Raw genomic sequence first — 24,376 nt, forward strand, 5'->3', positions numbered from 1 at the left:
CCGCGCCCTACCGGTGCGAGGTGAACTCCACGACCTGCTGGAACGTCGGCCGGTTCTGCCAGCTGATGTTGCCGTGCTTGATGCCGCCCAGCGTGCGCTGGACGATCGAGTCGGCGCACCACTGGTTGCCCGCCGAGCACAGGTCGTCACCGGGGTAGACCTGGGCGGCGGTCCTGCCGGCCGCCTCCTTCAGGGTGCTGATGAGGACGTCCCGGCAGGCGGTGAGGCTGCCGCCGCCGCAGTACTTCCGCGCGAGCGGCCCCTGGACCGACTCGCCCAGCACGGCCCGGATGTCCTTGTCGACATAGCTCCACCAGCCGTACTGGAAGGCGCTGCCCGCGTGGGCGCCGGTCGGGCCGTGGGCGGCCGAGGGGGTCTCGTCGACGGGCAGGTTGTTCGTGAACGCGGTGTACAGGTCGCTCCCGAGGCCCGGTTCGAACTCCGCCTTCACCAGCAGCGGCCACCACGCGTCCAGGATGCGGATCGCGTCGGCGTTGGCGTACGTCTTCGAACCGGCCGTCGTCTCCGTGCGCTTGGCGCCCGCCGTCACCCACGCCTGGAGCCTGCTCACCGCCGCCGCGGCCGTCGAGTCGGTCACCGGCGAGCTGGTGACCACCTTCAGGAGGTCCGGCAGCACGTCCTCCGCCCGCAGGTCGGCCAGCCCGGCGTCGGCCATCGCCTTCACCAGCGAGGCCCGGGTGACCCCGCCCGCGGCGACCAGTCTCTTCACCCGGTCGTCGAGGAGATTGCCGCGGTGCACCGAACCGTCGCCCCAGGAGGCGGTCGTGTAGTCCTTGGCCTGCTTGTTGTTCCAGGAGATGTAGTAGTCCTGGTCGATCGAGTTCGGGTGGGCCGAGGCCGGCGTGTACTGCGCCGTGTTCGTCGCCGGGTCCCAGTTCCGCCACTCGTACGCCGGCTGCGCCCACACCGGGAACTCGGCGTCGACGCCGGTGGCCCGCACCGGGTTGTCGCCGCTGTTGTAGTACGCGGTGTGCTCGGAGTCGGCGTAGAACCAGTTGAAGGTGTAGTTGATGTGCTGCGCCGCACTCTGGAAGGTCTCTGGACCGTCGACGTAGTCCGGGTCGTTCAGCATCTGGAAGCCGATGATCGAGTCGGCCTCGTGCATGAAGGACGAGCGCAGGGTGGTGTAGGCGACCTTCTTGCCGCCCACGGTCGCGCGGTACTCCACGGGGCCGTACTTCGTCCGCCACACCCGCATCGTGTACGAGCCGGCCGCGGTGCCGTCGGCCGTGGTCGGGGTCCAGGCGTTCTTCTGCTCGATCTTCTCCATCGCCGTGCAGGTGCCGCGGTACAGGTAGTGGTAGTCGTCCTGGCACAACTCGACGGCGTAGGAGTCGATGATGTCCTGGCCCGAGGTGGTGGCACTCCACGCGTAGTCCTGGCCGCGGCCGAGCTCGACGTACATGCTCAGGCCCGCGAAGGAGGCGCCGCGGGCGCTGAGGCCGGGGCCCTGGATCTCCTGGAGCATGAGCAGCTGCGGCGCGAAGTAGCCGGTCTGCGGTCCGAAGACGGCGACCGGGTTGCCGCTCGCGGTGTGCTCGCCGCTCACCACCAGGGCGTTGGACATGCCTCGCTTGGCCGAGGTGACGGCGGTCTTCGCGGCCGTGGTGGAGGCGGTGGTGGCGCTCGACGTGGCCGCGCTGCCCGTACGGTCGTAGACCAGCTGTTCCGCAGCCACCGAGCCGGCGTCGGGCAGGGCCTCGCCCTGGGCGTCGTCGGGCTTCGAGGCGTACGGGAAGCTGCCGTCGTGGAGGGTCAGGACCGCCTCGGGGTCGTTGCGCTCGCGGAAGGACTCCCACACCTTGGTGCCCTCGCTCACGCCGTACTTCTGCTGGGCGGCGAGCAGCGACAGCGCGTTGTTCACCTCGCCGCCGCCCCCGGAGCCGAAGAGCGCGCCGATCACGGAGGCCAGCGCGACCAGGTCGGTGGGCTTGAAGCGGTCGATCGTGCCGGCGTTGGTGACGGAGTCCTTGTGACCGGTCAGGACGTACTCGCCCGGGAAGTAGCGGCCGCTGTCGGAGGCGTCGATGTAGGCGTTGATGCCGGCGACGTAGGCGTTCACGTCGGCGAGGGCCTGCTGCCCGCGGGCTCCGTTGGTGGCGACCGCGTTGTCGATCTGCGCTTGGAGATCGGCCTCGGTGTACGGGGCGGTGCGCCAGAACTGCTGCTCCAGGCCCTGGTTGGACGGGTCGCCGCCCGCGAAGGGAGTCAGCTGACCGCGTCCGACGTGACGGAAGACATCCATGAGCCACAGCCGGTCCTCAGCCGCCGCATAGCCCGCTCCGAACTCCGTGCCGTATCTGGTGGTACCGGTTATGTGCGGTACGCCCGTCTTCTTGTCGCGGACGATCGTCACGTCGCTGCGACCGGCGGGCCTGAGCGTGGAGGCGACTTGATCGGCAGGGACCCCGAAAGACGCGTCGTTGAAGAAGGTGTTGATCGTGGCGTCGGTGAGCGCGGGATAGCCCTTCGCCAGGTTGGCGTACGGGCCGAGTTGGTCCTCGGCGTGCGCGGGCTGGGCGCCGAAGGCCTGGTTGAGCAGGATCTGCGCGAGGGTGGCGTTGCCGTTCTGGCCGGGCGGCAGGATGTCGGAACACCGGCCCCCGCAGTAGTCGTTCGCCACCGCGGCCTCCACGGTCGCAGGGTCCGCCGCCGCCGCTGCTTGGGAAAGCGGGGACAAAAGACCGGCAATCAGGACGCATACGGAGGCGGACTTCAGGAACCCGGGGAATCTGCCGGGAGTTCTCAGTCTGTCGAGTGCGGTGCGTGAGGTGCGCCGAGGCATGACAGCTCCTACCGACGGGGATGGGCCGGACGTTACCGCCGGTATCCCCGGGATTGAAGATGAACATGCGTCACTTTTCGGAGTCGGTGGCATCGCTTATGGGGGTCATCGGAAATCGGATGGAGCCGAATCGCTTGTCGATACGTCTATTCGGCAACGTCGTGCGAAGTCCACGCGAAGTCCGTACGACGACGCCGAAGTGACCGAAGTACAGGTGCAGGTGTGACGGAGGTGCAGGGCGATGGCCGGTTTCCGGAGTCTGGCGAGACAGGTGCGCGATCCACGATGCGATCTGGCGCTCCGGCGTTATTCGCTGCGCAAGTGCCTTGAGCGGTTCGCCCCTTACGGCCACAGGGCGACCTGGGACCATTTGTGCTCGCGAGCCGGGTTCGGTCCCGAGGACCGGTCCCCCGACCCAGCGCGGCTCGTGGCCGCACTGGAGGAGTTGGAAGAGGCGCGTTCGGTCTGGCTGGCCTACGAGGCCGGATTCGCCGAGCGGCGCAAGAAGGAGAAGCACGACGGGCTGCGCAGGCCCGGCACCGTGGACGACTGGCACCGCCTGACCTGGGGCGGCTTCGGAGTCGCCTGGTGCGACGACCCACGGGTCCACCCGCACGAACCGCTGGCGGAGGTGCTGCGCCGGCTGATCTCCGCGCTGGAGCGGGAGCCGGGCGCGGAATGCCCGGTGTGCGGCGGGGAGCGCCTCGTCTGGAAGTACGAACTGGACCACGAACCCTCTACGGGTCCGGTCTGCACGAACTGCGGAATTCTCGTACCGCGTCCCGTGCTCACACCCGAGGCCCTGGCGGATGCCAGGCGCGGACGGTTGCTCGTGTCGGCCTGACCCGACTGACCGGAGCGAACCTAGGAACCGTGCGTGCGGGGGTGCGCCGGGGATGCCGCACCCCCTGTTTTGTCAGTGGTGACTGGCACCATCGAGTCATGGTGCAGGTGTGTGTGAACGGGCCCCGCGGGGCCGCCGACGGTGCGATGGTGCCGCTCACGCCGCAGGCGCTGGCCGAGTCCGCGGCCGAGGCCGTCGCGGCCGGTGCCACGGACGTGCATGTCCATCCCAAGACGCCGTGCGGGCAGGACAGTCTGTCGCCGCGCGTGATCGCGGCGACGCTCGAGGCGATCCGTGCGCGGGTGTCGGTGCCGGTCGGTGTGACCACGGGCACCTGGGCGGAGCCCGATCCGGCGGCCCGACTGGACCGCGTCCGGAGCTGGACGATCCTGCCCGACCACGCCTCGGTCAACTGGCACGAACCCGGCGCCGAGGAGCTGGCCGCCGCGCTGATCGACCTCGGCGTGGGCGTCGAGGCCGGCATCTGGTCGGGTACGGACGGGGCCGCGCGGTTCGCCGTCTCGCCGCTCGGCCCGAAGGTACTGCGGGTGCTGGCGGAGGTGACGGACCCGGCGTCCGAGACCGCCGAGGACACCGCGCGTGCGCTCCTGGCCGACCTCGGTTCCGCGCACGGCCGCCCGGTGCTGCTGCACGGCGAGGACGGCGGCGCGTGGCCGGTGCTGCGGCTGGCCGGACGTCTCGGCCTCGCGACCCGAGTGGGACTGGAGGACACGCTGGCCCTTCCCGACGGGCGACGTGCCCTGTCCAACGCTCAGTTGGTGGCGGAGGGGCTCGTCCAGTACGGATGGCACATACGCTCCTCGTAGGGCAGGGCGAGAAGACTGGCACGTATCGCGAAGTGGGGCTGGTCCAGGGCGAACAGCCGGGCGGCACCGGGGCGGGACAGCCAGGCGCGCAGCGCCGGGACGCCCTCGTCCTCGTCCTCGTCGTCACTGTCCCACCAGTGAAACGGGGAACAGTCGGAGACCAGGTCATAGAGCCAGCAGTCGGCACAGCGGACCAGGTGCCGGTCGGCGACCGGGCCCGGCGCCCACGCGTCGAGGAACGATGTCACGCTCCCGGCGATGGAGGCACAGGTCTCGAACACGTCGGAGACGGCATACGGCGGCTCGGGCGTCCTGAGGACGTCCTGCCACCACGCGAGCACGAACGCCTCGATGGCGGCCGCCTGATCGGCGGGCCAGGCACGCCAGTTGACGCGGCTCAGAGCGTGGTGGCCCCAGCCGACGTCGTGCAGGGCGCCGTCGACCATCGCGTGCGCCGTCTGCGGCAGCAGGCGCCGGGTCACGGCGGCGTGGTCCTCGAAGTGGAGGGGATCCTTGAACAGGAACCGGGCGACCAGATCGGTGGGCACGCGTGTGTACGGCGTGCGCAGATACGCCGTCTCCTCGGGGCGGAAGCAGTACTCGCAGCCGGTCTCCGCCGGACTGGCGAAACCGTTGAAGACCGCGTCGATGTCCGCGAGCGCGGCGTCAAGGGCGGGTGAGGACATGGGAGTTCGTCCCGTCGGGACTCCGTGCCGGGCATCGCCGTCGGCCGAAGATCGCGACCCTACCAGGGGGAAATCCGCTCACTCCAGCGCTTTCGGGTCCGGACATTGGGAGGCGATGAGACACCCCTGAAGAACCGGAGGAGTCCCGATGTCGACGCTCCGCGTCACCGCCGAAGTACTGACCGTCCACGACCATCCCAAGGCCGACGCGCTCGAACTGGCGCAGGTCGGTCTGTACCGGGCCGTCGTCGCCAAGGGCGCGTACCGCACCGGTGAGGCCGCCGTATACATCCCCGAGCAGTCCGTGCTCCCGGCCGGACTGATCGAGGAGTTGGGGCTGACCGGGCGTCTGGCGGGCGGCAACCACGACCGGGTCAAGGCGGTGCGGCTGCGCGGTGAGCTCTCGCCGCACAGACGAAGCTGCGGCCACCGCTGCGCGTACAGCTCTCAGGGGCGACGCCTTCCGAACCCGCCGCCACGGCACGAACAGCCCCGGCCACAGCCGCACGGATGATGCTGCGGCCACCAGGCCACTGGCCACGACGGCGCGGACAGCCCCCGCCATGGCCGCGCAGACGGACCCGGCGCTACGCCTGTCGGTCCTTCCGCTGTTCGACCAGCAGTCTCGAACCCGTCAGCCGTTCGCCGAACACGTCGTCCGGGTTGGACAGGACGCAGGTGTCCAGGGAGAGGCAGCCGCAGCCGATGCAGTCGGTCAAGTGGTCGCGGAGGCGGTTGAGCTGCTTGATGCGTTCGTCGAGTTCGGAGCGCCAGGCCTCGGAGAGGCGGGCCCAGTCCTCGTGGGTGGGGGTGCGTTCCTCGGGGAGCTCGGCGAGTGCCTCGCGGATCGTGGCGAGCGGGATGCCGACGCGCTGGGCGGCGCGGACGAAGGCGACCCGGCGCAGGGCGTCACGGGAGTAGCGGCGTTGGTTGCCCGCGGTGCGGCGACTGCTGATCAGGCCCTTGGACTCGTAGAAGTGCAGGGCGGAGACGGCGGCGCCGCTGCGGGCGGCGAGCTGGCCGACCGTGAGCTCATGGATCTTCTCGTGAATCTGGGGCACTCCTCGGAGCCTACCCACTCCCTCCTCGCGCCGGTCCGTTGACATGGGATGCGCAGCCGACCATGCTAAGCAGTCGCTTAGACATCACACGAGAGGCCGGGACATGACAGAGCCGAGGATCTTCGCGTCCGTCGACGACCTGAAGGGGGCGGTGGGCGAGCAGCTGGGGTACACCGACTGGCTGGAGATCGACCAGAAGCGGATCGACCTGTTCGCGGAGGCCACCGGTGATCACCAGTGGATCCACGTCGATCCGGAGCGGGCCGCCTCGGGGCCGTTCGGGACGACCATCGCGCACGGTTACCTGACCCTGTCCCTGCTCCCGCTCTTCGGGCCTCAGCTGATCAAGGTCGAGGGCGTGAAGATGGGCGTCAACTACGGGTCGAACAAGGTCCGTTTCCCCGCCCCGGTCCCGGTCGGCTCCCGGCTGCGCTCGACCGCCACGATCACCGGCGTCGACGATGTGCAGGGCGGGGTCCAGGTGACCGTCGCCTTCACCGTGGAGCGCGAGGGCGGGGACAAGCCGGTGTGCGTCGCGGAGTCCGTGTCCCGGTACTACCTCTGACACCCCGCCGGCCTACTTCGCCCCCACCATCCGCAGCACGAGGTCGGCGTAGAGCGCGCCGACCTCCTCAGGTGTGCGGGGGCCCTTGACGTTGAACCAGCGGGCCACGTCGATGCACAGGGAGAGCACGGCGAGCGTGGTCCCCTGGACGTCCAGGACGTCGAACTCGCCCGCCGCCACGCCGTCCTCGATGATGCCGCGCACCTCGGCGTCGCACTGCCGGCGCAGGGCGAGGATCTCGGCGCGGGCGTCCGGGCCGAGGGAGTCGAGTTCGTACTGCACGACCCGCGCGGTGGTACGGCCGCCCGCGTGCCAGCGGACGAAGGAGCTGACCGCGTCGGCGAGCCGCTCGGCCGCGCTGCCCTTGCCCCCGGCCGCCACGCGCAGGATCTCCACGGCCTTCTCGTGGCCGATCCTGCTGATGCGGTGGAGGAGTTCTTCCTTGGTCTTGTAGTGGATGTAGAGCGCGGCCGGGCTCATGCCGGCGCGGCCCGCGATGTCACGGGTCGTCGTGGCGTGGTAGCCGCGCTCGGCGAAGGCCTCCACCGCGGCGACGAGCAGCCGCCGGGCCGCGTCGGGCGTGACCTCGCCCCACGCCGACGTCTCGCCGCCGGCCGTCTCCTCCGCCGTATTCATCACTGGCCCCTCTCGACTGGCACGACCCACACCATACCGCCGAAGGTGAGCGAGCGCTTAGCGTGGCCGCTCAGCGCTGCGCGAAACGGGTTCAGAGCTTCTCGAACGGGTGGTACGCCCCGCTCGCCGCCTCCTGACGGTCCCGGATCACCTTGGACAGGGTGAAGGTGGAGGTCACCAGGTACAGGACGGCGATCGCGAGGAAGCCGCGCACCCAGGCGTCGCCCTGAAGGTTGTAGATGCCGATGCCGGTGGCCGCCATGGCCACGGAGAAGGACGCGACGGCCTGCCCGTAGAACGCGGCCGTGTTCTGCTGCTTGCCCTGTGTGTCACTCATGGGGACAAGGATCGGCGGACGTGGCCCGTGCCACATCCGCCGAAGTACTCAGAGAACGTACTCAGAAGTCCTCGGAAGCCCTCGGAAGCCCTCGGAAGCCCTCGGAAGCCCTCAGAAGCCCTCAGAACGCCGAAACCCCCGTCAGCGCCCGCCCGATCACCAGCTTCTGGATCTGGCTGGTGCCCTCGTACAGAGTCATCACGCGGGCGTCCCGCAGCAGCTTGCCCGCCGGGTACTCGTCGATGTAGCCGTAGCCGCCGAAGACCTGGAGGGCGTTGTTCGCGGCGCGGACGGCCGCCTCCGAGGCGAAGAGCTTGGCCTTGGAGGACTCGGTGGCGAAGGGCAGGCCGCGGTCGATCAGGTCGGCGACCCGCCAGGTCAGCAGGCGCGCGGCGTCCACGTCGACGGCGATGTCGCTGATCAGCTCCTGGACGAGCTGGTGGTGGGCGATGGTCTTGCCGAACTGCTCGCGCTCGCCCGCGTACCGGACGGCCACGTCCAGCGCGGCCTGGGCGATGCCGACGCAGCCCGCCGCCACCGACATCCGCCCCTTGGCCAGGGCCGACATGGCGACCGAGAATCCCTTGCCTTCTTCGCCCAGCATCGCGGAGGCGGGCACCCGTACGTCCTCGAGGACGAGCTCCGCGGTCGCCTGGCCGCGCAGGCCCAGCTTGCCGTGGATGGCGCGGCGGGTCAGGCCGGGGGTGTCGGTCGGCACGAGGAAGGCGGAGACGCCCTTGTGGCCGGGGGCGTCGGTGGAGCGGGCGAACAGGAGCACGACGTCGGCCCAGGTGCCGTTCGTGATGAACATCTTGGTGCCGTTGATGACGTAGTCGTCGCCGTCGCGCACTGCGCGCGTGGCGAGGTTGCCTGCGTCCGACCCGGTGCCCGGCTCGGTGAGGCCGAAGCAGCCGACGTACGCGCCGGAGGTGAGGCCCGGCAGCCACCGCCGCTTCTGCTCCTCGCTCCCCCGGGCGGCGACGGTCTTGGCGACCAGCCCCAGCGAGACGGAGACGATCCCGCGCAGGGACGAGTCGCCGCGGCCGAGTTCCTCCGTGACCAGGCAGTACGCGAGATGGTCGCCGCCCGAGCCGCCGCACTCCTCGTCGATGGTCAGCCCCAGGAAGCCGACCTCCCCGAGCTTCTTGACGATCGACCTGTCGACCTCCTCGGCGCGGTCCCAGGCGATGACGTGAGGGGCGATCTCGCGGTCCACGAAGTCCCGGGCCAGCTGCCGGACCGCGGTCTGCTCCTCGCTGAGCTCAAGGTTCATGACGTGCCACCCCAGTGTGAAAGCTGCACATTCAGCCGCCCATTTAAATTAGCACTGCTAGTTTACGCGCGCAGCCCTACTATGTGCGCCATGGCCCGACCGCGCAAGCCCCTCCTGAGCACCGACCGGATCGTCGCCACCGCCCGGGTGCTCGTGGACGCGGAGGGCCTGGCGGCCGTCTCCACGCGCCGGCTCGCCGCCGAGCTGGGGGTCAGCGGGCCCTCGCTCTACAACCACTTCCGCACCAAGGACGAGATCCTGGAGGCGGTCGCCGACTCGGTGAGCGCGCAGGTCGACCTGTCGATGTTCGAGGACGGACGGGACTGGCGGACCTCGCTGCACGACTGGGCGGTCTCCTACCGGGCCGCCCTGCGCGACCATCCGAACATCGTCCCGGTACTGGCCCGCGGCCCCGGCCGCCGCCCGGCCGGGCTCCGTCTCGCCGACGCCGTCTACGGCGCGATGGTCGAGGCGGGCTGGCCACCGGCGCAGGCCACCTCCATCGGCGCGCTGATGCGGTACTTCGTCATGGGCTCCGCGCTCGGTTCCTTCGCCGGGGGTTTCGTGGACGACGCGAGCGCGTACGACCCCGCCGACTACCCGCACCTCGGGCAGGCCCACCTCCTCGCCGAACAGCAGGAGAAGATCGACGAGCGGGCCTTCGAGACCGGGCTGACCGCGCTGCTGGACGGGCTGGTGCAGCAGTACGAGCAGGTGCGGCGCACCGCATAGTTCGGCCGGCGCCGAACCGTCCGTGTCCCATGCTGGGACGCATGACCACGAAGGACCCACGGGCGCACCCGCTGGCCCGTCTCGCCGGTCTCGTCGCCGACGAGACCCGGGCCGCCTGTCTGCTCGCGCTGCTCGACGGGCGGGCCTGGACCGCCGGTGAGCTGGCGCGGCACGCGGGCGTCGCGCCGTCGACCCTGAGCGAACACCTGGGCAAGCTCGTCGCGGGCGGGCTGCTCACCGAGGAACGTCAGGGGCGGCACCGGTACGTACGGCTGGCCGACGCGCGGGTCGCCCAACTGGTGGAGGACCTCGCCGCACAGGTCGCTCCGGGCGGTGACGCCGTACGGCCCCGGAATCTGCGCGAGTCCACCGCCGGGTCGGCGATGGCCCGCGGCCGCACGTGCTACGACCACCTCGCGGGGCGGCTCGGCATCGCGGTCACCGACGCCCTGACCGCACGCGAACTGCTGCGCCAGGACACCGGGTTCGCACTGACGGACGCGGGCGTCGGCTGGTTCGACGCCGCCGGGATCCGCCTCGACCGTTCGAGCCGTCGCCCGCTCGCCCGTGCCTGCCTCGACTGGACCGAGCGTCGCCCCCACCTCGCGGGCGTCGCGGGCGCGGCGCTGTGCCGGCATGCGCTGGATGCGGGGTGGTGCGTGCGGATCGGGTCCGAGCGGGCGGTGAAGGTGACGGGAGCGGGTTCGCGGGCACTGTCGGAGCTGCTGGGGATCTCGGCGGGTGCGCTGCGCTGAGCTTGGGCGGGCGGATACGGGGGTGGGCTTGTGTGGTGTGCCGGGTGCGGGTGTGCGGGGGCTGGTCGCGCCCACGCGGCGGAGCCGCATGTCGATGCAGCCCCGCGCCCCTGGGGGTGCGGTGCAGGCCCGCTTGCCGGGCACCGCACCTCCTGGGGGGCGGTTGCACGCCGCTTGCCAGGCACCGCAGTTGCCATGCCCAGTGACACGGCCTTTTACCCGGCCCCCTTCGACGTCCGAAATCCGCGAGCCCTCAACCCCACTTCCCTCCTAGCCTCTGGAGCATGATGACCCTCTCCCCGTCCCGTCCCGCCCGTCGTTCCCAGTTGCTCGCCGCCGGGGCTGCCACCGTCACCGTCGTGTTGTGGGCCTCCGCGTTCGTGTCGATCCGCAGTGCGGGGGCCGAGTACTCGCCGGGTGCCCTGGCGCTCGGGCGGTTGCTCGCGGGGGCGCTGACGCTGGGGGTGATCTGTCTCGTACGGCGGGAGGGGCTGCCGCCACGCTCGGCGTGGCGGGGGATCGCGATATCCGGGGTGTTGTGGTTCGGCTTCTACATGGTGGCCCTGAACTGGGGCGAGCAGCAGGTGGACGCCGGTACGGCTGCCCTGGTCGTGAACATCGGGCCGATCCTGATCGCCCTGCTCGGCGCGCGGTTTCTGGGCGACGCCATGCCGCCGCGGCTGCTGGCGGGGATGGCGGTGTCGTTCGCGGGCGCGGTCACGGTCGGGCTGTCGATGTCGGGCGGCGGCGGGTCGTCGTTGCTCGGTGTGGTGCTGTGCCTGCTCGCCGCGGTCGGTTACGCGGCCGGTGTCGTGGCGCAGAAGCCCGCCCTCGGCCGGGCGAGCGTGTTGCAGGTGACGACGTTCGGGTGCCTGGTCGGGACCGTGGTGTGTCTGCCGTTCGCCGGTCAGCTCGTCCACGAGGCCGCCGACGCGCCGGTCTCGGCGACCCTCAACATGGTCTACCTGGGCGTGTTCCCGACCGCGCTGGCCTTCACGACGTGGGCGTACGCCCTGTCCCGTACGACCGCCAGCCGCATGGGCGCGACCACGTACGCCGTGCCCGCCCTGGTCGTCCTGATGTCGTGGGTGGCGCTCGGCGAGGTGCCGGGACTGCTCACGCTGGCGGGCGGCCTGCTGTGCCTGGCCGGGGTGGCGGTGTCGCGCTCGCGCACGCGGAAGGCCGCGGCTCCGGGAGCGGTACCGGAGCCGCGGCCCGAGAAGGCGGCCGGGCCGTCAGCGTGAACGAGCCCGGTCCGCGAGGACCTTGATGGAGAGCAGGGCGATCACCGCGAGCCCGATGATGTAGGCGGAGACCGCCATCGAGGTGCCGGTGGCCTCCAGGAGCAGCACCATCAGGAAGGGCGCGAGCCCGCCGCCGAACACCGCCGCGATCTGGTAGCCGAGGGAGGCGCCCGTGTAGCGCATCTCGGCGGTGAACAGCTCGGCGAACAGGGCGGCCTGGGGGCCGTACATGATGCTGAGGAAGCAGCTGGCGACGAAGGTGCCGACCGCGAGCCACAGCAGCGAGCCGGTGTCGATCAGCAGGAACATCGGTACGGCCCACAGCCCGATGCCGGCCGCGCCGAACGCGTAGATCCGGATGCGGCCGACGCGGTCGGAGAGCGCCGCGGAGGCGGGGATCAGCACCAGCTGGGTGAGGCTGACGCAGAGCGAGACGGTGAGCACCGCGCCGCGCTTCATGTCGAGTTCGCGGGTCGTGTAGTCGAGGACGCCGGTGATGATGATGTAGAACGTCGCGGTGTTCACGGCGAAGGAGCCGCCGGCCAGGAGCACCGTGCCGAGGTGGTCGCGGAGGATCGTGCGCAGTGGGGAGCTCTGCTCGGACTTCTCCTTCTGCGTCAACGCCTGCTCGGCCTCCCGGAATGCGGGCGTCTCCTCGACCTTGGTGTGGATGTACCAGGCGAGGACGAGCACGAACAGCCCGATGAGGAACGGGACCCGCCAGCCCCACGCGGCGAACTCGCTGTCCGTGGTGAACGCGCCGGCCAGCAGGAAGACCGAGTTGGCCGTCACCACGCCGATGGGAACGCCGAGCTGGACGAAGCTGCCGTAGACACCGCGTTTGCCCTCGGGGGCGTACTCGGTGGCCAGCAGCATGGCGCCGCCCCACTGCGCGCCGACCGCGACGCCCTGGACGACGCGCAGGGCGACCAGCAGGATCGGGGCGGCGACGCCGATCGTGTCGTACGTCGGGAGCAGGCCGATGCCGGTGGTGGCCAGGCCCATGAGCGTGAGCGCGAGGACCAGCATCGGCTTGCGGCCGCGCTTGTCGCCGAGGTGGCCGGCGACGATGCCGCCGAGCGGGCGGGCGAGGAAGCCGACCGCGAAGGTGGCGAAGGAGGCGAGGACTCCGGCGCTGGAGCTGCCCGCCGGGAAGTACAGGTCTCCGAGGACGAGGGCGGCGGCTATGCCGAAGACGAAGTAGTCGTACCACTCGACGGCGGAGGCGAGCGCCGCCGCGGTGGCCACGCGGCGGTGGCCGGCCTTGGGGAGGGCCGTGGTGGGGAGGGGGTGAGCGGGTGGTGCTGTGTCCATTGCGTGCACACTCCGGTGGGTGCGGTGGGGACGTTCCCGGGAACATACTGACCGGACGGTATGGGGTCAACGGGTGTGCACGAAGGTTGCCCGGAGCACCCGAGGGGCTCCGGGCGACCCACAGGCCTCAGAACACGACCAGCGCCCTGCCGCCCTTGCCCGCCAGCATGTTCTCGAACGCCGCCGGGATGCCCTCCAGGCCGATCCGTTCCGTCACCAGGGCGCCCAGGTCCAGGCGGCCCGCACGGACGTGTTCGGCGAGCACCGGCAGGTCCCGGGCGGGGTCGGAGTTGCCGTAGACGCAGCCCGCGAGGGTCCGGCCCCAGTGGAAGAGCTCCAGGGCGTTGAAGGTGACCTGCTGGTCCTTGCCGCCGATGCCGACGACCGTCGTACGGCCGCCGCGGCGGGTGGAGTCCCAGGCCGTGCGGATCGTGGCCGCGCGGCCCACGCACTCGACGGCCACGTCGACGCCCTGCTTGCCGGTGAGGGCGCGGATCTCGCGGGCGATGGTGTCGGAGGCGACGAGGTAGTCGGTGGCGCCGGCGGCCCGGGCCAGCTCCTCCTTCGCCGGGGAGATGTCGACCGCCACGATCCTGGACGCGCCGGCGATCCGGGCCGCCTGGAGGGCGGCGAGGCCCACTCCCCCGACGCCGTACACCGCGACGGTCTCCCCCGGGCGGACCCGCGCCGCGTGGTGGACGGCGCCGTAGCCGGTGAGGACCGCGCAGCCGAGGAGGGCCGCGTCGGTGAGCGGAATGCCTTCGGGCAGAGGGAGCGCACAGCTCGCCGGCACCACCGTCTCCTCGGCGAACGCGGCGACGTTCAGGCCGGGGTGGAGGTCGCTGCCGTCGGACGCGCGACGGGCGTATACGTCGGCGGCCCCGTTGAGGGCGTTGGCGCACAGCCAGACCTCGCCGAGCGAGCAGGCGGGGCAACTGCCGCAGGAAGGGGCCCAGTTGAGGACCACGGCGTCACCGGGCCGGATGTCCGCCACCCCTTCGCCGACGGCGACGACCGTACCGGCGCCCTCGTGGCCGAGGACGGCGGGGACGGGGACGCGCATGGTGCCGTTGGAGAGGGACAGGTCGGAGTGGCAGACGCCGGCGGCGGCGAGGCGGACGCGAACCTGGCCGGGGCCGGGGTCCGGGAGGTCGATCTCGGCGATCTCCAGAGGAGCGCCGACGGCGGGAAGTACGGCGGCACGGACCACGTGAACGCTCCTCAGAACTGCAGGGACTTGGTCTGGAGGTACTCGGCGAGACCGTGCGCACCGAGTTCCCGGCCGACGCCCGACTGCTTGTAACCGCCGAAGGGGGCAAGGGGGTTGAAGCGTCCGCCGTTGATGTCGACCTGCCCGGTCTCCAGGCGGCGCGCGAAGACCACCGCCTCCTCCTCGTCACCGGCCCAGACGGCGCCCGCGAGGCCGTAGACCGTGCCGTTGGCGATGCGCAGGGCGTCCTCCTCGTCCTCGTAGCGGAGGATGGACAGGACCGGGCCGAAGATCTCCTCCTGCGCGATGGTCATGTCGGGGGTGACGTCGGCGAAGACGGTGGGGCTGACGAAGTACCCCTGTTCGCGAGGGGATTCGGGGCCGCCCGCGACCAGCCGCGCGCCTTCCGCCACACCCTTGTCGATGTAACTCCGCACGCGTTCCCGCTGCTTGGCGTTGACGACCGGGCCGATGCGGTCGCCGTACTTCGCGGCGGCCGCGGCGGCCAGCTCGACCGCCTCGTCGTACTGCTCCCGGTGCACCAGCATCCGCGTCCAGGCGCTGCAGGTCTGGCCGGAGTTGGACATGACGTTGGCGACGCCGACGTTGACCGCCCTGGCCAGGTCGGCGCTCGGGAGGATGACGTTGGCGGACTTGCCGCCCAGTTCGAGGGCGACCTTCTTCACGGCGGCACTCGCCGTCGCGCCGATCTGCCTGCCGACGGCGGTGGAGCCGGTGAAGGAGACCAGGTCGACGCCCGGATGCTCGGCGAGGGCCTGTCCGGCGACCGGGCCGAGGCCGGTGACCAGGTTGAAGACACCCGCCGGCACGCCGGCCTCGTGGACCGCCTCGGCGAAGAGCTGGGCGACGAGCGGGGTGTCCTCGGCGGGCTTCACGACCACCGTGCAGCCCGCCGCCAGCGCAGGGGCGACCTTGGCGACGATCTGGTGCAGGGGGTAGTTCCACGGCGTGATCGCGCCGACCACGCCGACCGGCTCGTGGAAGACGGTCGAGTTGCCGACCTTCTCCTCGAAGGCGTACGTCGCCGCCAGCTCGGCGTAGGAACCGGCGACGGCGATCGGTACGGCCGCGTGGACGGTCTGGGAGAGCTTCAGGGGCGAGCCGAGTTCGGCGGTGACCGTCTCGGCGATCTCGTCCTTGCGGGCCGCGAGGACGTCCCGGAGGGCGGCCAGGCGCGCGGCCCGTTCGGCGGGGCCGGTCGCGACCCAGGCCGGGAGGGCGGCACGGGCGGCCCGTACGGCGGCGTCGACGTCCTCGGCGGCCCCCGCCGGGACCCGGCCGACGATCCGCTCGTCGACCGGGTTCACGACCTCGATCGTGTCCGGGCCGGCGGCGGGGCGCCACTCGCCGTCGATGTACATGCCGTCGTGTGCCTTCATCGTGCGTCCTCCCGGGCGGGGCTGCGTCGTCCGCCCCATAAACTAGCGGCGTTAGTTTTCTGGCGCCAGACGTCTCTGGGGATCAGCCGGACGCCCAGGACATCACAAGCCGACCCGCGCCCGGTCGTCCGCCCTCGCCACGGCCTCCCGCCCGAAGGCCGTCTCGTACGCCCGCCGGACCCTCTCGGTCTTCCGCCCGTCCCCCGCCGCCCGCGTCACTCCTCCAGGTCGGGCAGCCGCGCCGGGGCCGGGGAAATACGTTCGCCGTGCTGGTCGAAGACGAACAGGTGGGCGATGTCGACGAGGAGGGGGACGTGCATGCCCCGGCGGAGGTCGATGTCGGGGGTGGTGCGCACGACGAGGTCGCCGGGGAGGCGGCCGTCGGCCGGGGCGGGTTCGGGGGCGGGGTTCGTCGCGTCGTCCAGGACCACCACCGGGCCGGCGCGCAGGGCGCCCGCCCGCTCCCGGAAGCGGTTCAGGACCGTGCCCTCGCGGCGGCGGCGCCGGTCCGTGGGGGCGGCGGGGCGTGGGGCCTCCAGCTCCGGTACGAGGGCTGGGCGGGAGCCGGTGTTGAAGTGGACGAGGACCTCGTGGCCCTGGAACTCCACGTGTTCCACGAGGCCGCTGATCGCCACCTCGCCGGGGCGGGCGTCGGCCGGTTTGGCGAGGCGGACGGCCTCCGAGCGCAGGCCGACGATGACCTCGCGACCCTGCTGGACGCGGAGCAACTGGTGGTCCAGGCAGAGGGGTTCGGGCAGCCGCAGGTACTGCTTGCCGAGGCTGATGGTCATCGCGCCGTCCAGCGGGGCGCGGACCAGGCCGCGCAGCAGGTTGATCCGCGGGGTGCCGATGAAGGCGGCGACGAAGACGTTGCGCGGCAGGGCGTACACCGAGCGCGGGGTGCCTACCTGCTGGAGGACGCCGCCACGCATGACGGCCACCCGGTCGCCGAGCGACATGGCCTCGGCCTGGTCGTGGGTGACGTAGACCGTGGTGACGCCCAACTGACGGGTGAGGGCGGCTATTTCGGCCCGCAGGTGGTTGCGGAGCTTGGCGTCCAGGTTGGACAGCGGTTCGTCCATCAGGAAGGCGGAGGGGTGGCGGGCGATCGCCCGGCCCATGGCGACGCGCTGGCGTTCGCCGCCGGAGAGCTGGCCGGGGAGGCGGTCGAGGAGGTCCTCGATGCCCAGCATGCGGGCGGTGGCGTCCACCCGCGGGCTCGGGTCCTCGCCGGGTGCCTCGATGCGCAGCGGGAAGCCGATGTTGCCGCGGCTCGTCATGTTCGGGTAGAGGGCGAAGTTCTGGAACACCATCGCCATGCGCCGGTCGGCGGGGAGCAGGTCGTTGGCGTACTCGCCGTCGAGCAGCAGCTGCCCCTCGGTGATCTCCTCCAGGCCGGCGATCATTCTGAGCACCGTGGACTTGCCGCAGCCCGAGGGGCCGAGCAGCACGAGGAACTCGCCGGGCGCGATGTCCAGCGACAGCCGGTCCACCACGCGGACGCCTCGCGTGTAGGTCTTGCTCACGTCGTGCAGAGAGATGGCGCGTGTCATGGCAGTGCCCCCGGGGGCTCACTTGGGCGCTGGTGCTCCGCGGTCGGATGTCCCGTGCGGGTCGTACGGGCTTGTGAGTCACGGAAGTTAACGGACCGTGCCCGGCCGGGGGAAGAGAAGGGGCCGGATCGGGCGCTCCCGTCCAGTCGGTGAGAAAGCGGACGGCCGGATTCAGCGAGTGCGGGCGGCCCTGCCGGGTTCGCGGACCTGGGTGAGGTGGGCGAAGACTACGACGTTGCCCGAGTAGCCGGTCCTGCGGTCGTAGGTGCCGCCGCAGGTGATCAGCCGCAGCTCGGGGCGGCCGCGGGCGCCGTACACCTCCCGGTCGGGGAAGTCCTTCTTCTCGTACTTCTTGATGGCGTCGACGGTGTAGACGGCGGTCCGTCCGTCGGCGCGTCTGATCTCGACGGTGCGGCCCGGTTTCAGTTCGGTGAGGCCCGCGAAGACGGCGGGGCCGGTGTCGGTGTCGAGGTGGCCGACGGCGACGGCGGTCCCCTGCTCGCCGGGCGTCGGTCCGCCGTCGTACCAGCCCACCAGGTTCGGACGGTCGTCCGGCGGTGCGGGCAGGCGCCGCTCGCGGTCGAGGCGGAGGGCCATGACCGGGGCGTCGACCTTCAGGTACGGGATGGCCAGCCGGGTGGCACGGGAGCGGGGCAGGGAGCGCTCCGGCGACGAGGCCGGGGGGCGGCGGACGGACCGGGGCTTTGGTGCCGGCCGGCGGGGTTGCGCCGTCCGCGCGCCGGCCCGCGCCCCGGGCGGCCGCGGTTTCGGCCTGCTCGCAGCGCTGCCCGCCCTGGGCGGCTCGTGCCGGGCACGGCCGGTGCCGGCCCTGGGTGGTGCGGACTTCGCCGCACCCGCACCGGCCCCGGGCCGCGGCGGCTTCGCCCGGGCCGCGTCGACGGCCGGTCGCGGTCGCTGCGGCCTCGAAGTCCTGGCGTCGGCTCGGCCCTCGGGCGGCTCTCGGCGAGCGCCGGGCGCGCCGCCGGCGCCGAACGGCTCGGGGCGACCCCCGTGCAGTCCGGTGCCGGTCGCGCGCCCCTGCTGTGACACCGCGGGCACGTCGGCAGGAGGGCCCGGGGCAGCGGCGGCGGCCGCCCCGGCGGGTGCCTCGTCGACGTGCTGCGCCCACCAGACGCCGCCCACCACCAGGGAGACGGTCAGTACGGCCGTCCTCGCCAGGCGGTAGGCGCGCCTCCGGTACCAGGGCCTGCGGGTCCGTCTACGCGGCGCCATGCAAGCGGCGACGGAGCCGGAACCAGGCCACCCCGCCGACGGCGGCCAGGCCCACGGCGGCGGCACCGGCGACCGGGGTGAAGGCGTCGGCGCGGGCGAGGCCGCCGCCACCGGCGGGCGGACCACCGTTCGGGACGCCGGCGGCGGCGGGCTGGTCCTTGCACTCGACGGTGAACACCTTGGTCTTGCCCGCGCCGGCCGCGCCGACGATGTTCCAGGTGAGCTTGTACATGCCGTCGGGCAGCGTCACGATCTCGCTGCTGCCCGTGCCGTCCGGGAGGTTGAGGAGACCGTCGCGGGTCGCGCCGCCCGGCACCAGAGGCTGCGTCACGATGGACCATCTGACGGTCTGGTTGAGGTCGAACTCGTTGGCGTCGAGGTAGAACTTGCAGACCTTCGACTCGTCCTTCGGGTCACCGGGGGGCGTCGTGCGGGTCGGCTCCACGCTGTGGATCTTGACGGTGTCGGGGTCACTGGGTGCCGCCGGCACGGCGACTGCCGTCGTCGTCCCCGCCAGCGCGCCTACGGTGACGGTGAGCGCCGCGAGGGCGGCGGTGCGCATTCCGGCGCGGCGCGGAAGAAGCGTGGTGGAAATGCGGGCCCCTCCGAGTCAGACGATTTTCGTACAAATCGCAGTTGATCTGACTCTCTTTCACATCCGCGCCGCGGATGGTGGGAGCAGCGCCCTACGTCCCGTCAGACATCCCTCTTCCGGTCCAGTGCGACCCCCGCTCTGCGGGGCTCGGGGTCCGGCGCCCGTTCCCCGGCCGGCCCGCCCGGCGAAGGCGACCGCAGCGCGACCCCCGAGGACACCAGCAGCAGCGCGCCGAGCATCACGAACGGCGCCGCCACGCCCGCGACCCCGGCGATCAGGCCGGCCGCGGCGGGCGCGGCGACCTGGCCGAGGCGGTTGCCGGTCAGGCGCAGGGCGAGGGCGGTGGAGCGGGCGCCGTCGGGGGCGGCCTGGACGACGGTCGTCATGGACAGCGGCTGGCCCACGCCGAGGCAGAAGCCGAGGGCCGCGAGCATCACGGCCAGGCCCCACACCGGCACCGGCAGGGCGATGCCGGCGCACAGCACGGCCGCCAGCAGACAGGTGACGGTGAGCAGCAGCGCCCGGCCCAACAGCCGCAGCAGTGGCGTCAGTACCAGGCGGCAGGCGATCGTGGCCGCGGCCCGCAGGCTGAGCAGGAGGCCGATCACGGAGGGGGCGATGCCCCGGTGTTCGCCGACCACCGGGAGGTAGGCGGTGAGGATGTCGGTCGCGGAGAGCACGGAGAGGCTGATGAAGATGCCGGCGGGTACGCCCCGGGCGCGCAGGATGCGCTGGACGGGGACGCGGTCGCCCTGGCCTGTACGGGACTTGACCGTCGTACGGTCCTCTATGCGCCACAGGGACGTGAACGCGACCGCGGCTCCCGCGCCCGCGACGACCAGGGCGAGCGCGCTGGTGCCCGCCATGTCCCGGCCGCCGATCAGGGCGCCCGCCGCGATCGGGCCGACCAGCTGGCCGAGGGAGGCGCCGATGGTGAAGTGGCCGAAGTTGCGGTCCTGTTCGTGCGGGGCGGACTGGCGGGCCACGAGCGACTGGGCGCCGATCACGAAGCAGAGGTGGCCGAGGCCCATCACCCCGCTCCAGACCGCCATGGCCCAGAGGGAGTTGGCGAGGCCGCTGAGTGCACAGCCGCCGGATATCAGGACCACCCCGGCCGGCAGCAGGGGCGCGCAGCGGCCGTGGTCGGTGCGTCGGCCCAGCGGTACCGCGACGAAGAGCGGGAGCAGGGCGTACACGCCCGCGATGACGCCGATCGCCCGCTCGTCCGCGCCCAGCGCGAGGGCCCGGTAGGACACGGCGGGCCGGGCCATCGACACCGCCCCCTGCGCGAAGCTGAAGGCGATGACGAGGCGGAGCAGCCAGCCGCGGTTCGCACCGGGCCTCACGGTCGTTTCCTCCATGGCGAGTTGGTCGACGGGTCTGGTCGACGGGTCCGTCAGATGATCCCGAAGAGGATTCCTGCCCCGAGGATGATCAGAGATGTCAGCGCGGCCCACTTGACCACGAACCTGGTGTGGTCGCCGAACTCGACCTTGGCCATGCCGACCAGGACGTAGACGGCCGGGACGAGCGGGCTCGACATGTGCAGCGGCTGGCCGACCAGCGAGGCGCGGGCCATCTCCAGCGGCGAGACGCCGTGCGCCGCGCCGGCCTCGGCGAGGACCGGGAGGACGCCGAAGTAGAAGCCGTCGTTGGACATGAAGTACGTGAGGGGAAGGCTCAACACGCCGGTGACGAGGGCCATGTGCGGGCCCATGCCCTCCGGGATGACGTCCACCATCCACTTGGCCATGCTGTCGACCATGCCGGTGCCCTGGAGGACGCCGGTGAAGACGGCGGCGGCGAAGACCATGCCGGAGACGTTGAGGACGTTGTCCGCGTGGGCGGCGAGGCGGGCCTTCTGGTCGGGGATGTGCGGGAAGTTCACGGTGAGCGCGAGCGCGGCGCCGATCAGGAACAGCACCGGGATCGGCAGGTACTCCATGATCATGGCGGTGAGCAGCACGACCGTGAGGAGGAAGTTGAACCACAGGAGCTTGGGACGCAGGGTGGCCCGGTTCTGGTCGAGGCCCTGGAAGTCGTCATCGCCGTCGGCACCGGCTTCGGCACCGGCGTCGGTGCCGAAGCCCGCGCCGCCGGTGCGGGCCGGGGTCTTGCCGTCGCCGGAACCGCCCGCGCCGACCAGGACCGTCTCGGTCTCCTTCTCCTCGACCTTCTCGTCCACCAGGATCTCGCCCAGCGTCAGCACGCCCAGCCGCCTGCGCTCACGCACACCGAGGACGTACGACAGGATGAAGACGCCGAGGAGGCCGACCAGCAGGGCGGGGATCATCGGGACGAAGATGTCGCTGGCGTCCAGCTTGAGGGCGGTGGCGGCGCGGGCGGTGGGGCCGCCCCACGGCAGGGTGTTCATCACGCCGTTGGCCATGGCGGCGACACCGGTCATCACGACCAGGCTCATCTTGAGGCGCTTGTACAGCGGGTACATCGCCGAGACGGTGATCATGAAGGTGGTCGAGCCGTCGCCGTCGAGCGAGACGATCGCGGCGAGGACGGCGGTGCCGACGACGATCCGCATCGGGTCGGCCTTGGCGAACTTCAGGATCCCGCGAACGACCGGGTCGAAGAGGCCGACGTCGATCATCACACCGAAGTAGACGATCGCGAACATGAGCATCGCCGCGGTGGGGGCGAGGCTGGTGACGCCGTCGATGACGTAGTCACCGAGCTTGGCGCCCTTTCCCACGAACACACAGAACAGTGCGGGGATCAGTACGAGCGCCGCGATCGGCGACATCTTCTTCATCATGATCAGGACCAGGAAGGTCGCGATCATGGCGAAGCCGAGGATGGTCAGCATGAGTGGATACCTAACGTTCGCCCTTGAACTCCCACCAGGGCCGGCGGTGGCGACGACGTTAGGACTCGTCAAGTGGCGTTAACAAGACGTTGACACGCGAGCAATAAGCGCAAAACTCCTGGTCACAGCTTTGCTCAGGTCAGAGCAGGGAACTTTTCGGTCACGGCGGCCACCTCGACGGGCACTCCGTTGAGAACGGCGTTGCCCGAGAGCGGGTCGAGCAGGCTGCCGTCGAGGATCTGGTTGACGTTGACTCCGGGGTCGGCGGAGGCATGGCTGAGCCGGGTTCCGGGCCGGTCGTGACCCCAACCGTGCGGCAGGCTCACCACCCCCCGGCGCACGCCGTCGGTGACCTCCGCGGGCGCGGTCACCTCTCCCCCGGCGCCCTTGACCCGCACGGGCGCCCCGTCCCGTACGCCCAGGCGTTCGGCGTCCTCGGGGTGGATGTGCAGGGTGCAGCGGTTGGTGCCGCCGGTGAGGGCGGGCACGTTGTGCATCCAGCTGTTGTTGGAGCGCAGATGACGCCGGCCGACGAGGACGAGTCCGGCGGGCCGCTCGTGCAGGGCCTGCCGGAGGCGGGGCAGGTCGCCCGCGATCGGCTGCGGGAGCAGCTCGACCCTGCCGCTGCGGGTCTTCAGCGGCTGCGGCAGGCGCCGGCTCAGCGGCCCGAGGTCGATGCCGTGCGGATGCGCGAGCAGTTTCTCCAGGCTCAGCCCGTCCGGGCGTACGCCGAAGCCGTCGCCGTACGGTCCGAGGCGCAGCATCAGGTCGAGGCGCCGCTCGGGGCCGGTCTCGCCGGTGAGCTGTGCGGCGAGCTCGCGGGGGTCCCGGCCGTGGACCGGGGAGTGCGGCTCCTTGACCGCCTTGCCGAGGGTCTGGTCGATCACCATCGCGTCGACGGCGGCCGGGTCGGCGCCGTGCATGCCGGTCGCGGCCAGGACCAGCCGGGCGAGGATCTCGGTCTCGGCCATCCTGCCGGGCTCCAGGGGCACGGCGGGGCGCGTGTAGCGGACCTGGTTGCGGACGGCGAGGGTGTTGAAGGCGAAGTCGTGGTGCGGGCTCTGGGAGGGCGGGGGCGGCGGCAGCACTACGTGGGCGTGGCGCGAGGTCTCGTTCAGGTACGGGTCGACGCTGACCATGAAGTCGAGGGAGTCGAGGGCCTTGTCGAGCCGGTTCCCGTCAGGGGCGGACAGCACCGGGTTGGCGGCGACCGCGATGAGCGCGCGGACCGGTTCGCCCTGCTCGGTGGCCGTGTCGATCTCCTCGGCGAGCGCGGAGAGCGGCAGCTCCCCCTTCGCCTCCGGGTGCCCGCTGACCCGGGAGCGCCAGCGGCCGAGGGCGAACCCGTGGCCGGGTCCGGCGGGGCGCGGCGTCCTGTCGGTGGCCGCCTGGGGGAAGAGGGCGCCGCCGGGGCGGTCGAGGTTGCCGGTGAGGATGTTGAGGACGTCGACGAGCCAGCTGGCGAGGGTGCCGTGGGGCACGGTGCAGCTGCCGATGCGGCCGTATACGGCGGCGGTGGGGGCGGCGGCGAGTTCGCGGGCGAGGGCGCGGATCGTGAGCGCGTCCACGTCGCAGGCGTCGGCCACGGCTTCGGGGGTGAAGTCCTGTACGGACGCCGCGAGTTCGTCGAGCCCCTGCACGTGGGCGGCCAGGTCTCCGAGCTCCACGAGGCCCTCCTCGAAGAGGACGTGTGCCATCGCCGCGAGCAGCAGGGCGTCGGTGCCGGGCCGGATGGCGATGTGGCGGTCGGCGAGCTTGGCGGTACGGGTGCGGCGGGGGTCGACGACCGTGAGCGTGCCGCCGCGGGCCTTGAGCGCCTTGAGCTTGCCGGGGAAGTCGGGGGCGGTGCACAGACTCCCGTTGGATTCCAGGGGGTTGGCGCCCAGGAGCAGCAGGTGGTCGGTGTGGTCGAGGTCGGGTACCGGGATCGCGTTGGCGTCGCCGTACAGCAGGCCGCTGGAGACGTGCTTGGGCATCTGGTCGACCGTGGACGCGGTGAAGATGCTGCGGGTGCCGAGCCCTGCGAGGAGCACTGGCGGGTAGAGCGCGCCGGCCATGGTGTGCACGTTGGGGTTGCCGAGGACGACGCCGACGGAGTTCGCGCCGTACCGCTCGACGACGGTCCGGATCCCGGCGGCGACCGCGTCGAAGGCCTCCTCCCAGGTGGCCTCGCGCAGCTTGCCGTCCTTGCGGACGAGGGGTCCGCGCAGCCGGTCGGGGTCGCCGTCGACGGCCCCGAAGGAGGCGCCCTTGGGACAGATGAACCCCTGGCTGAACACATCGTCCCGGTCACCGCGGGCACCGGTGACGCGGGTGCCCTCGATGGTGAGCGTGAGCCCGCAGGTGGCCTCGCACAGGGGGCAGATTCGCAGGGCGGTGCGGGACACGGGTCCTCCCGGGAGCGGCGGCTTCGGTGACGCGCGGACGAGAGCGAGCATACCGAGCGGTATGCACGGAGGGGAGGGTCAGCGGGGGACGAGGTCG

General features: G+C 71.7%; 20 protein-coding genes and 2 pseudogenes. 7 read left to right on the forward strand and 15 right to left on the reverse strand.

Annotated elements, in window-relative coordinates:
* Positions 1–7 precede the first annotated feature (7 nt).
* The gene (locus AC5P09_RS16200; protein ID WP_493874581.1) at positions 8–2,806 is read right to left on the reverse strand and encodes a penicillin acylase family protein; all 2,799 of its coding nucleotides are present in this window, start codon (positions 2,804–2,806) and stop codon (positions 8–10) included.
* Positions 2,807–3,047: 241 nt separating this feature from the next.
* Here AC5P09_RS16200 and AC5P09_RS16205 point away from each other — a divergent pair, with 241 nt between their 5' ends.
* Both AC5P09_RS16205 and AC5P09_RS16210 read left to right on the forward strand, forming a co-directional pair.
* On the forward strand, positions 3,048–3,650 hold the full coding sequence (locus tag AC5P09_RS16205) for a hypothetical protein (RefSeq protein ID WP_493874582.1): 603 nt from the start codon (positions 3,048–3,050) through the stop codon (positions 3,648–3,650).
* A 98-nt stretch (positions 3,651–3,748) separates the two neighbouring features.
* Positions 3,749–4,477, forward strand: a complete 729-nt coding sequence (locus tag AC5P09_RS16210; RefSeq protein ID WP_493874583.1) for a 3-keto-5-aminohexanoate cleavage protein — start codon at positions 3,749–3,751, stop codon at positions 4,475–4,477.
* Here the strand turns inward: AC5P09_RS16210 and AC5P09_RS16215 are convergent.
* Positions 4,423–5,163 (reverse strand): hypothetical protein, encoded by a 741-nt coding sequence (locus AC5P09_RS16215; RefSeq protein WP_493874584.1) that lies wholly within the window; start codon positions 5,161–5,163, stop codon positions 4,423–4,425. The two genes, AC5P09_RS16210 and AC5P09_RS16215, sit on opposite strands and share 55 nt — an antisense overlap.
* A gap of 148 nt (positions 5,164–5,311) precedes the next feature.
* Here AC5P09_RS16215 and AC5P09_RS16220 point away from each other — a divergent pair.
* A pseudogene (locus tag AC5P09_RS16220) lies at positions 5,312–5,569 on the forward strand (RNA ligase (ATP)); the annotation flags it as partial.
* 181 nt (positions 5,570–5,750) lie between these two features.
* On the opposite strand, the gene soxR reads toward AC5P09_RS16220, so the two are convergent.
* The gene (gene soxR, locus AC5P09_RS16225; protein WP_493874585.1) at positions 5,751–6,224 is read right to left on the reverse strand and encodes a redox-sensitive transcriptional activator SoxR; all 474 of its coding nucleotides are present in this window, start codon (positions 6,222–6,224) and stop codon (positions 5,751–5,753) included.
* A 103-nt stretch (positions 6,225–6,327) separates the two neighbouring features.
* On the opposite strand from soxR, the gene AC5P09_RS16230 reads away from it, so the two are divergent.
* Positions 6,328–6,789, forward strand: coding sequence for a MaoC family dehydratase (locus AC5P09_RS16230; protein ID WP_493874586.1), 462 nt, complete (start codon positions 6,328–6,330; stop codon positions 6,787–6,789).
* A gap of 12 nt (positions 6,790–6,801) precedes the next feature.
* On the opposite strand, the gene AC5P09_RS16235 is transcribed toward AC5P09_RS16230, so the two are convergent.
* From AC5P09_RS16235 to AC5P09_RS16245, 3 genes are all read right to left on the reverse strand, one after another.
* The gene (locus tag AC5P09_RS16235; RefSeq protein WP_493874587.1) at positions 6,802–7,425 is read right to left on the reverse strand and encodes a TetR/AcrR family transcriptional regulator; all 624 of its coding nucleotides are present in this window, start codon (positions 7,423–7,425) and stop codon (positions 6,802–6,804) included.
* A gap of 91 nt (positions 7,426–7,516) precedes the next feature.
* Complete coding sequence (locus AC5P09_RS16240; protein WP_493874588.1) at positions 7,517–7,762, reverse strand: YiaA/YiaB family inner membrane protein; 246 nt, start codon at positions 7,760–7,762, stop codon at positions 7,517–7,519.
* Between the two features lie 121 nt (positions 7,763–7,883).
* Positions 7,884–9,035: an acyl-CoA dehydrogenase family protein gene (locus AC5P09_RS16245; protein WP_493874589.1), complete on the reverse strand. Its 1,152-nt coding sequence runs from the start codon at positions 9,033–9,035 to the stop codon at positions 7,884–7,886.
* Positions 9,036–9,125: 90 nt separating this feature from the next.
* On the opposite strand from AC5P09_RS16245, the gene AC5P09_RS16250 reads away from it, so the two are divergent.
* The 3 genes from AC5P09_RS16250 (at position 9,126) to AC5P09_RS16260 (ending at position 11,766) form a co-directional block, all read left to right on the forward strand.
* Positions 9,126–9,767, forward strand: coding sequence for a TetR/AcrR family transcriptional regulator (locus AC5P09_RS16250; RefSeq protein WP_329342224.1), 642 nt, complete (start codon positions 9,126–9,128; stop codon positions 9,765–9,767).
* A 41-nt stretch (positions 9,768–9,808) separates the two neighbouring features.
* Entirely contained in the window at positions 9,809–10,522 is a 714-nt protein-coding gene (locus tag AC5P09_RS16255; RefSeq protein ID WP_493874590.1) for an ArsR/SmtB family transcription factor, read from the forward strand.
* Between the two features lie 284 nt (positions 10,523–10,806).
* Positions 10,807–11,766, forward strand: a complete 960-nt coding sequence (locus tag AC5P09_RS16260; protein ID WP_493874591.1) for a DMT family transporter — start codon at positions 10,807–10,809, stop codon at positions 11,764–11,766.
* Here AC5P09_RS16260 and AC5P09_RS16265 read toward each other — a convergent pair.
* From AC5P09_RS16265 to AC5P09_RS16305, 9 genes and pseudogenes are all read right to left on the reverse strand, one after another.
* Entirely contained in the window at positions 11,758–13,080 is a 1,323-nt protein-coding gene (locus AC5P09_RS16265; protein ID WP_493874592.1) for an MFS transporter, read from the reverse strand. The genes AC5P09_RS16260 and AC5P09_RS16265 overlap by 9 nt on opposite strands.
* A gap of 127 nt (positions 13,081–13,207) precedes the next feature.
* On the reverse strand, positions 13,208–14,290 hold the full coding sequence (locus tag AC5P09_RS16270) for a Zn-dependent alcohol dehydrogenase (RefSeq protein ID WP_493874593.1): 1,083 nt from the start codon (positions 14,288–14,290) through the stop codon (positions 13,208–13,210).
* Positions 14,291–14,301: 11 nt separating this feature from the next.
* Positions 14,302–15,690 (reverse strand): aldehyde dehydrogenase family protein, encoded by a 1,389-nt coding sequence (locus AC5P09_RS16275; protein ID WP_493874594.1) that lies wholly within the window; start codon positions 15,688–15,690, stop codon positions 14,302–14,304.
* Positions 15,691–15,905: 215 nt separating this feature from the next.
* Complete coding sequence (locus AC5P09_RS16280) at positions 15,906–17,243, reverse strand: ABC transporter ATP-binding protein (protein ID WP_493874595.1); 1,338 nt, start codon at positions 17,241–17,243, stop codon at positions 15,906–15,908.
* Between the two features lie 171 nt (positions 17,244–17,414).
* Positions 17,415–18,155 (reverse strand): annotated as a pseudogene (locus AC5P09_RS16285) (class F sortase); the annotation flags it as partial.
* A 307-nt stretch (positions 18,156–18,462) separates the two neighbouring features.
* Positions 18,463–19,038: a hypothetical protein gene (locus AC5P09_RS16290; protein WP_493874596.1), complete on the reverse strand. Its 576-nt coding sequence runs from the start codon at positions 19,036–19,038 to the stop codon at positions 18,463–18,465.
* Positions 19,039–19,172: 134 nt separating this feature from the next.
* Complete coding sequence (locus AC5P09_RS16295) at positions 19,173–20,417, reverse strand: MFS transporter (protein WP_493874693.1); 1,245 nt, start codon at positions 20,415–20,417, stop codon at positions 19,173–19,175.
* A gap of 50 nt (positions 20,418–20,467) precedes the next feature.
* Positions 20,468–21,892 (reverse strand): CitMHS family transporter, encoded by a 1,425-nt coding sequence (locus tag AC5P09_RS16300; RefSeq protein ID WP_493874597.1) that lies wholly within the window; start codon positions 21,890–21,892, stop codon positions 20,468–20,470.
* A gap of 134 nt (positions 21,893–22,026) precedes the next feature.
* Complete coding sequence (locus tag AC5P09_RS16305) at positions 22,027–24,279, reverse strand: molybdopterin oxidoreductase family protein (RefSeq protein ID WP_493874598.1); 2,253 nt, start codon at positions 24,277–24,279, stop codon at positions 22,027–22,029.
* Positions 24,280–24,376 lie beyond the last annotated feature (97 nt).

Source organism: Streptomyces sp. a15 (genome assembly GCF_059026085.1).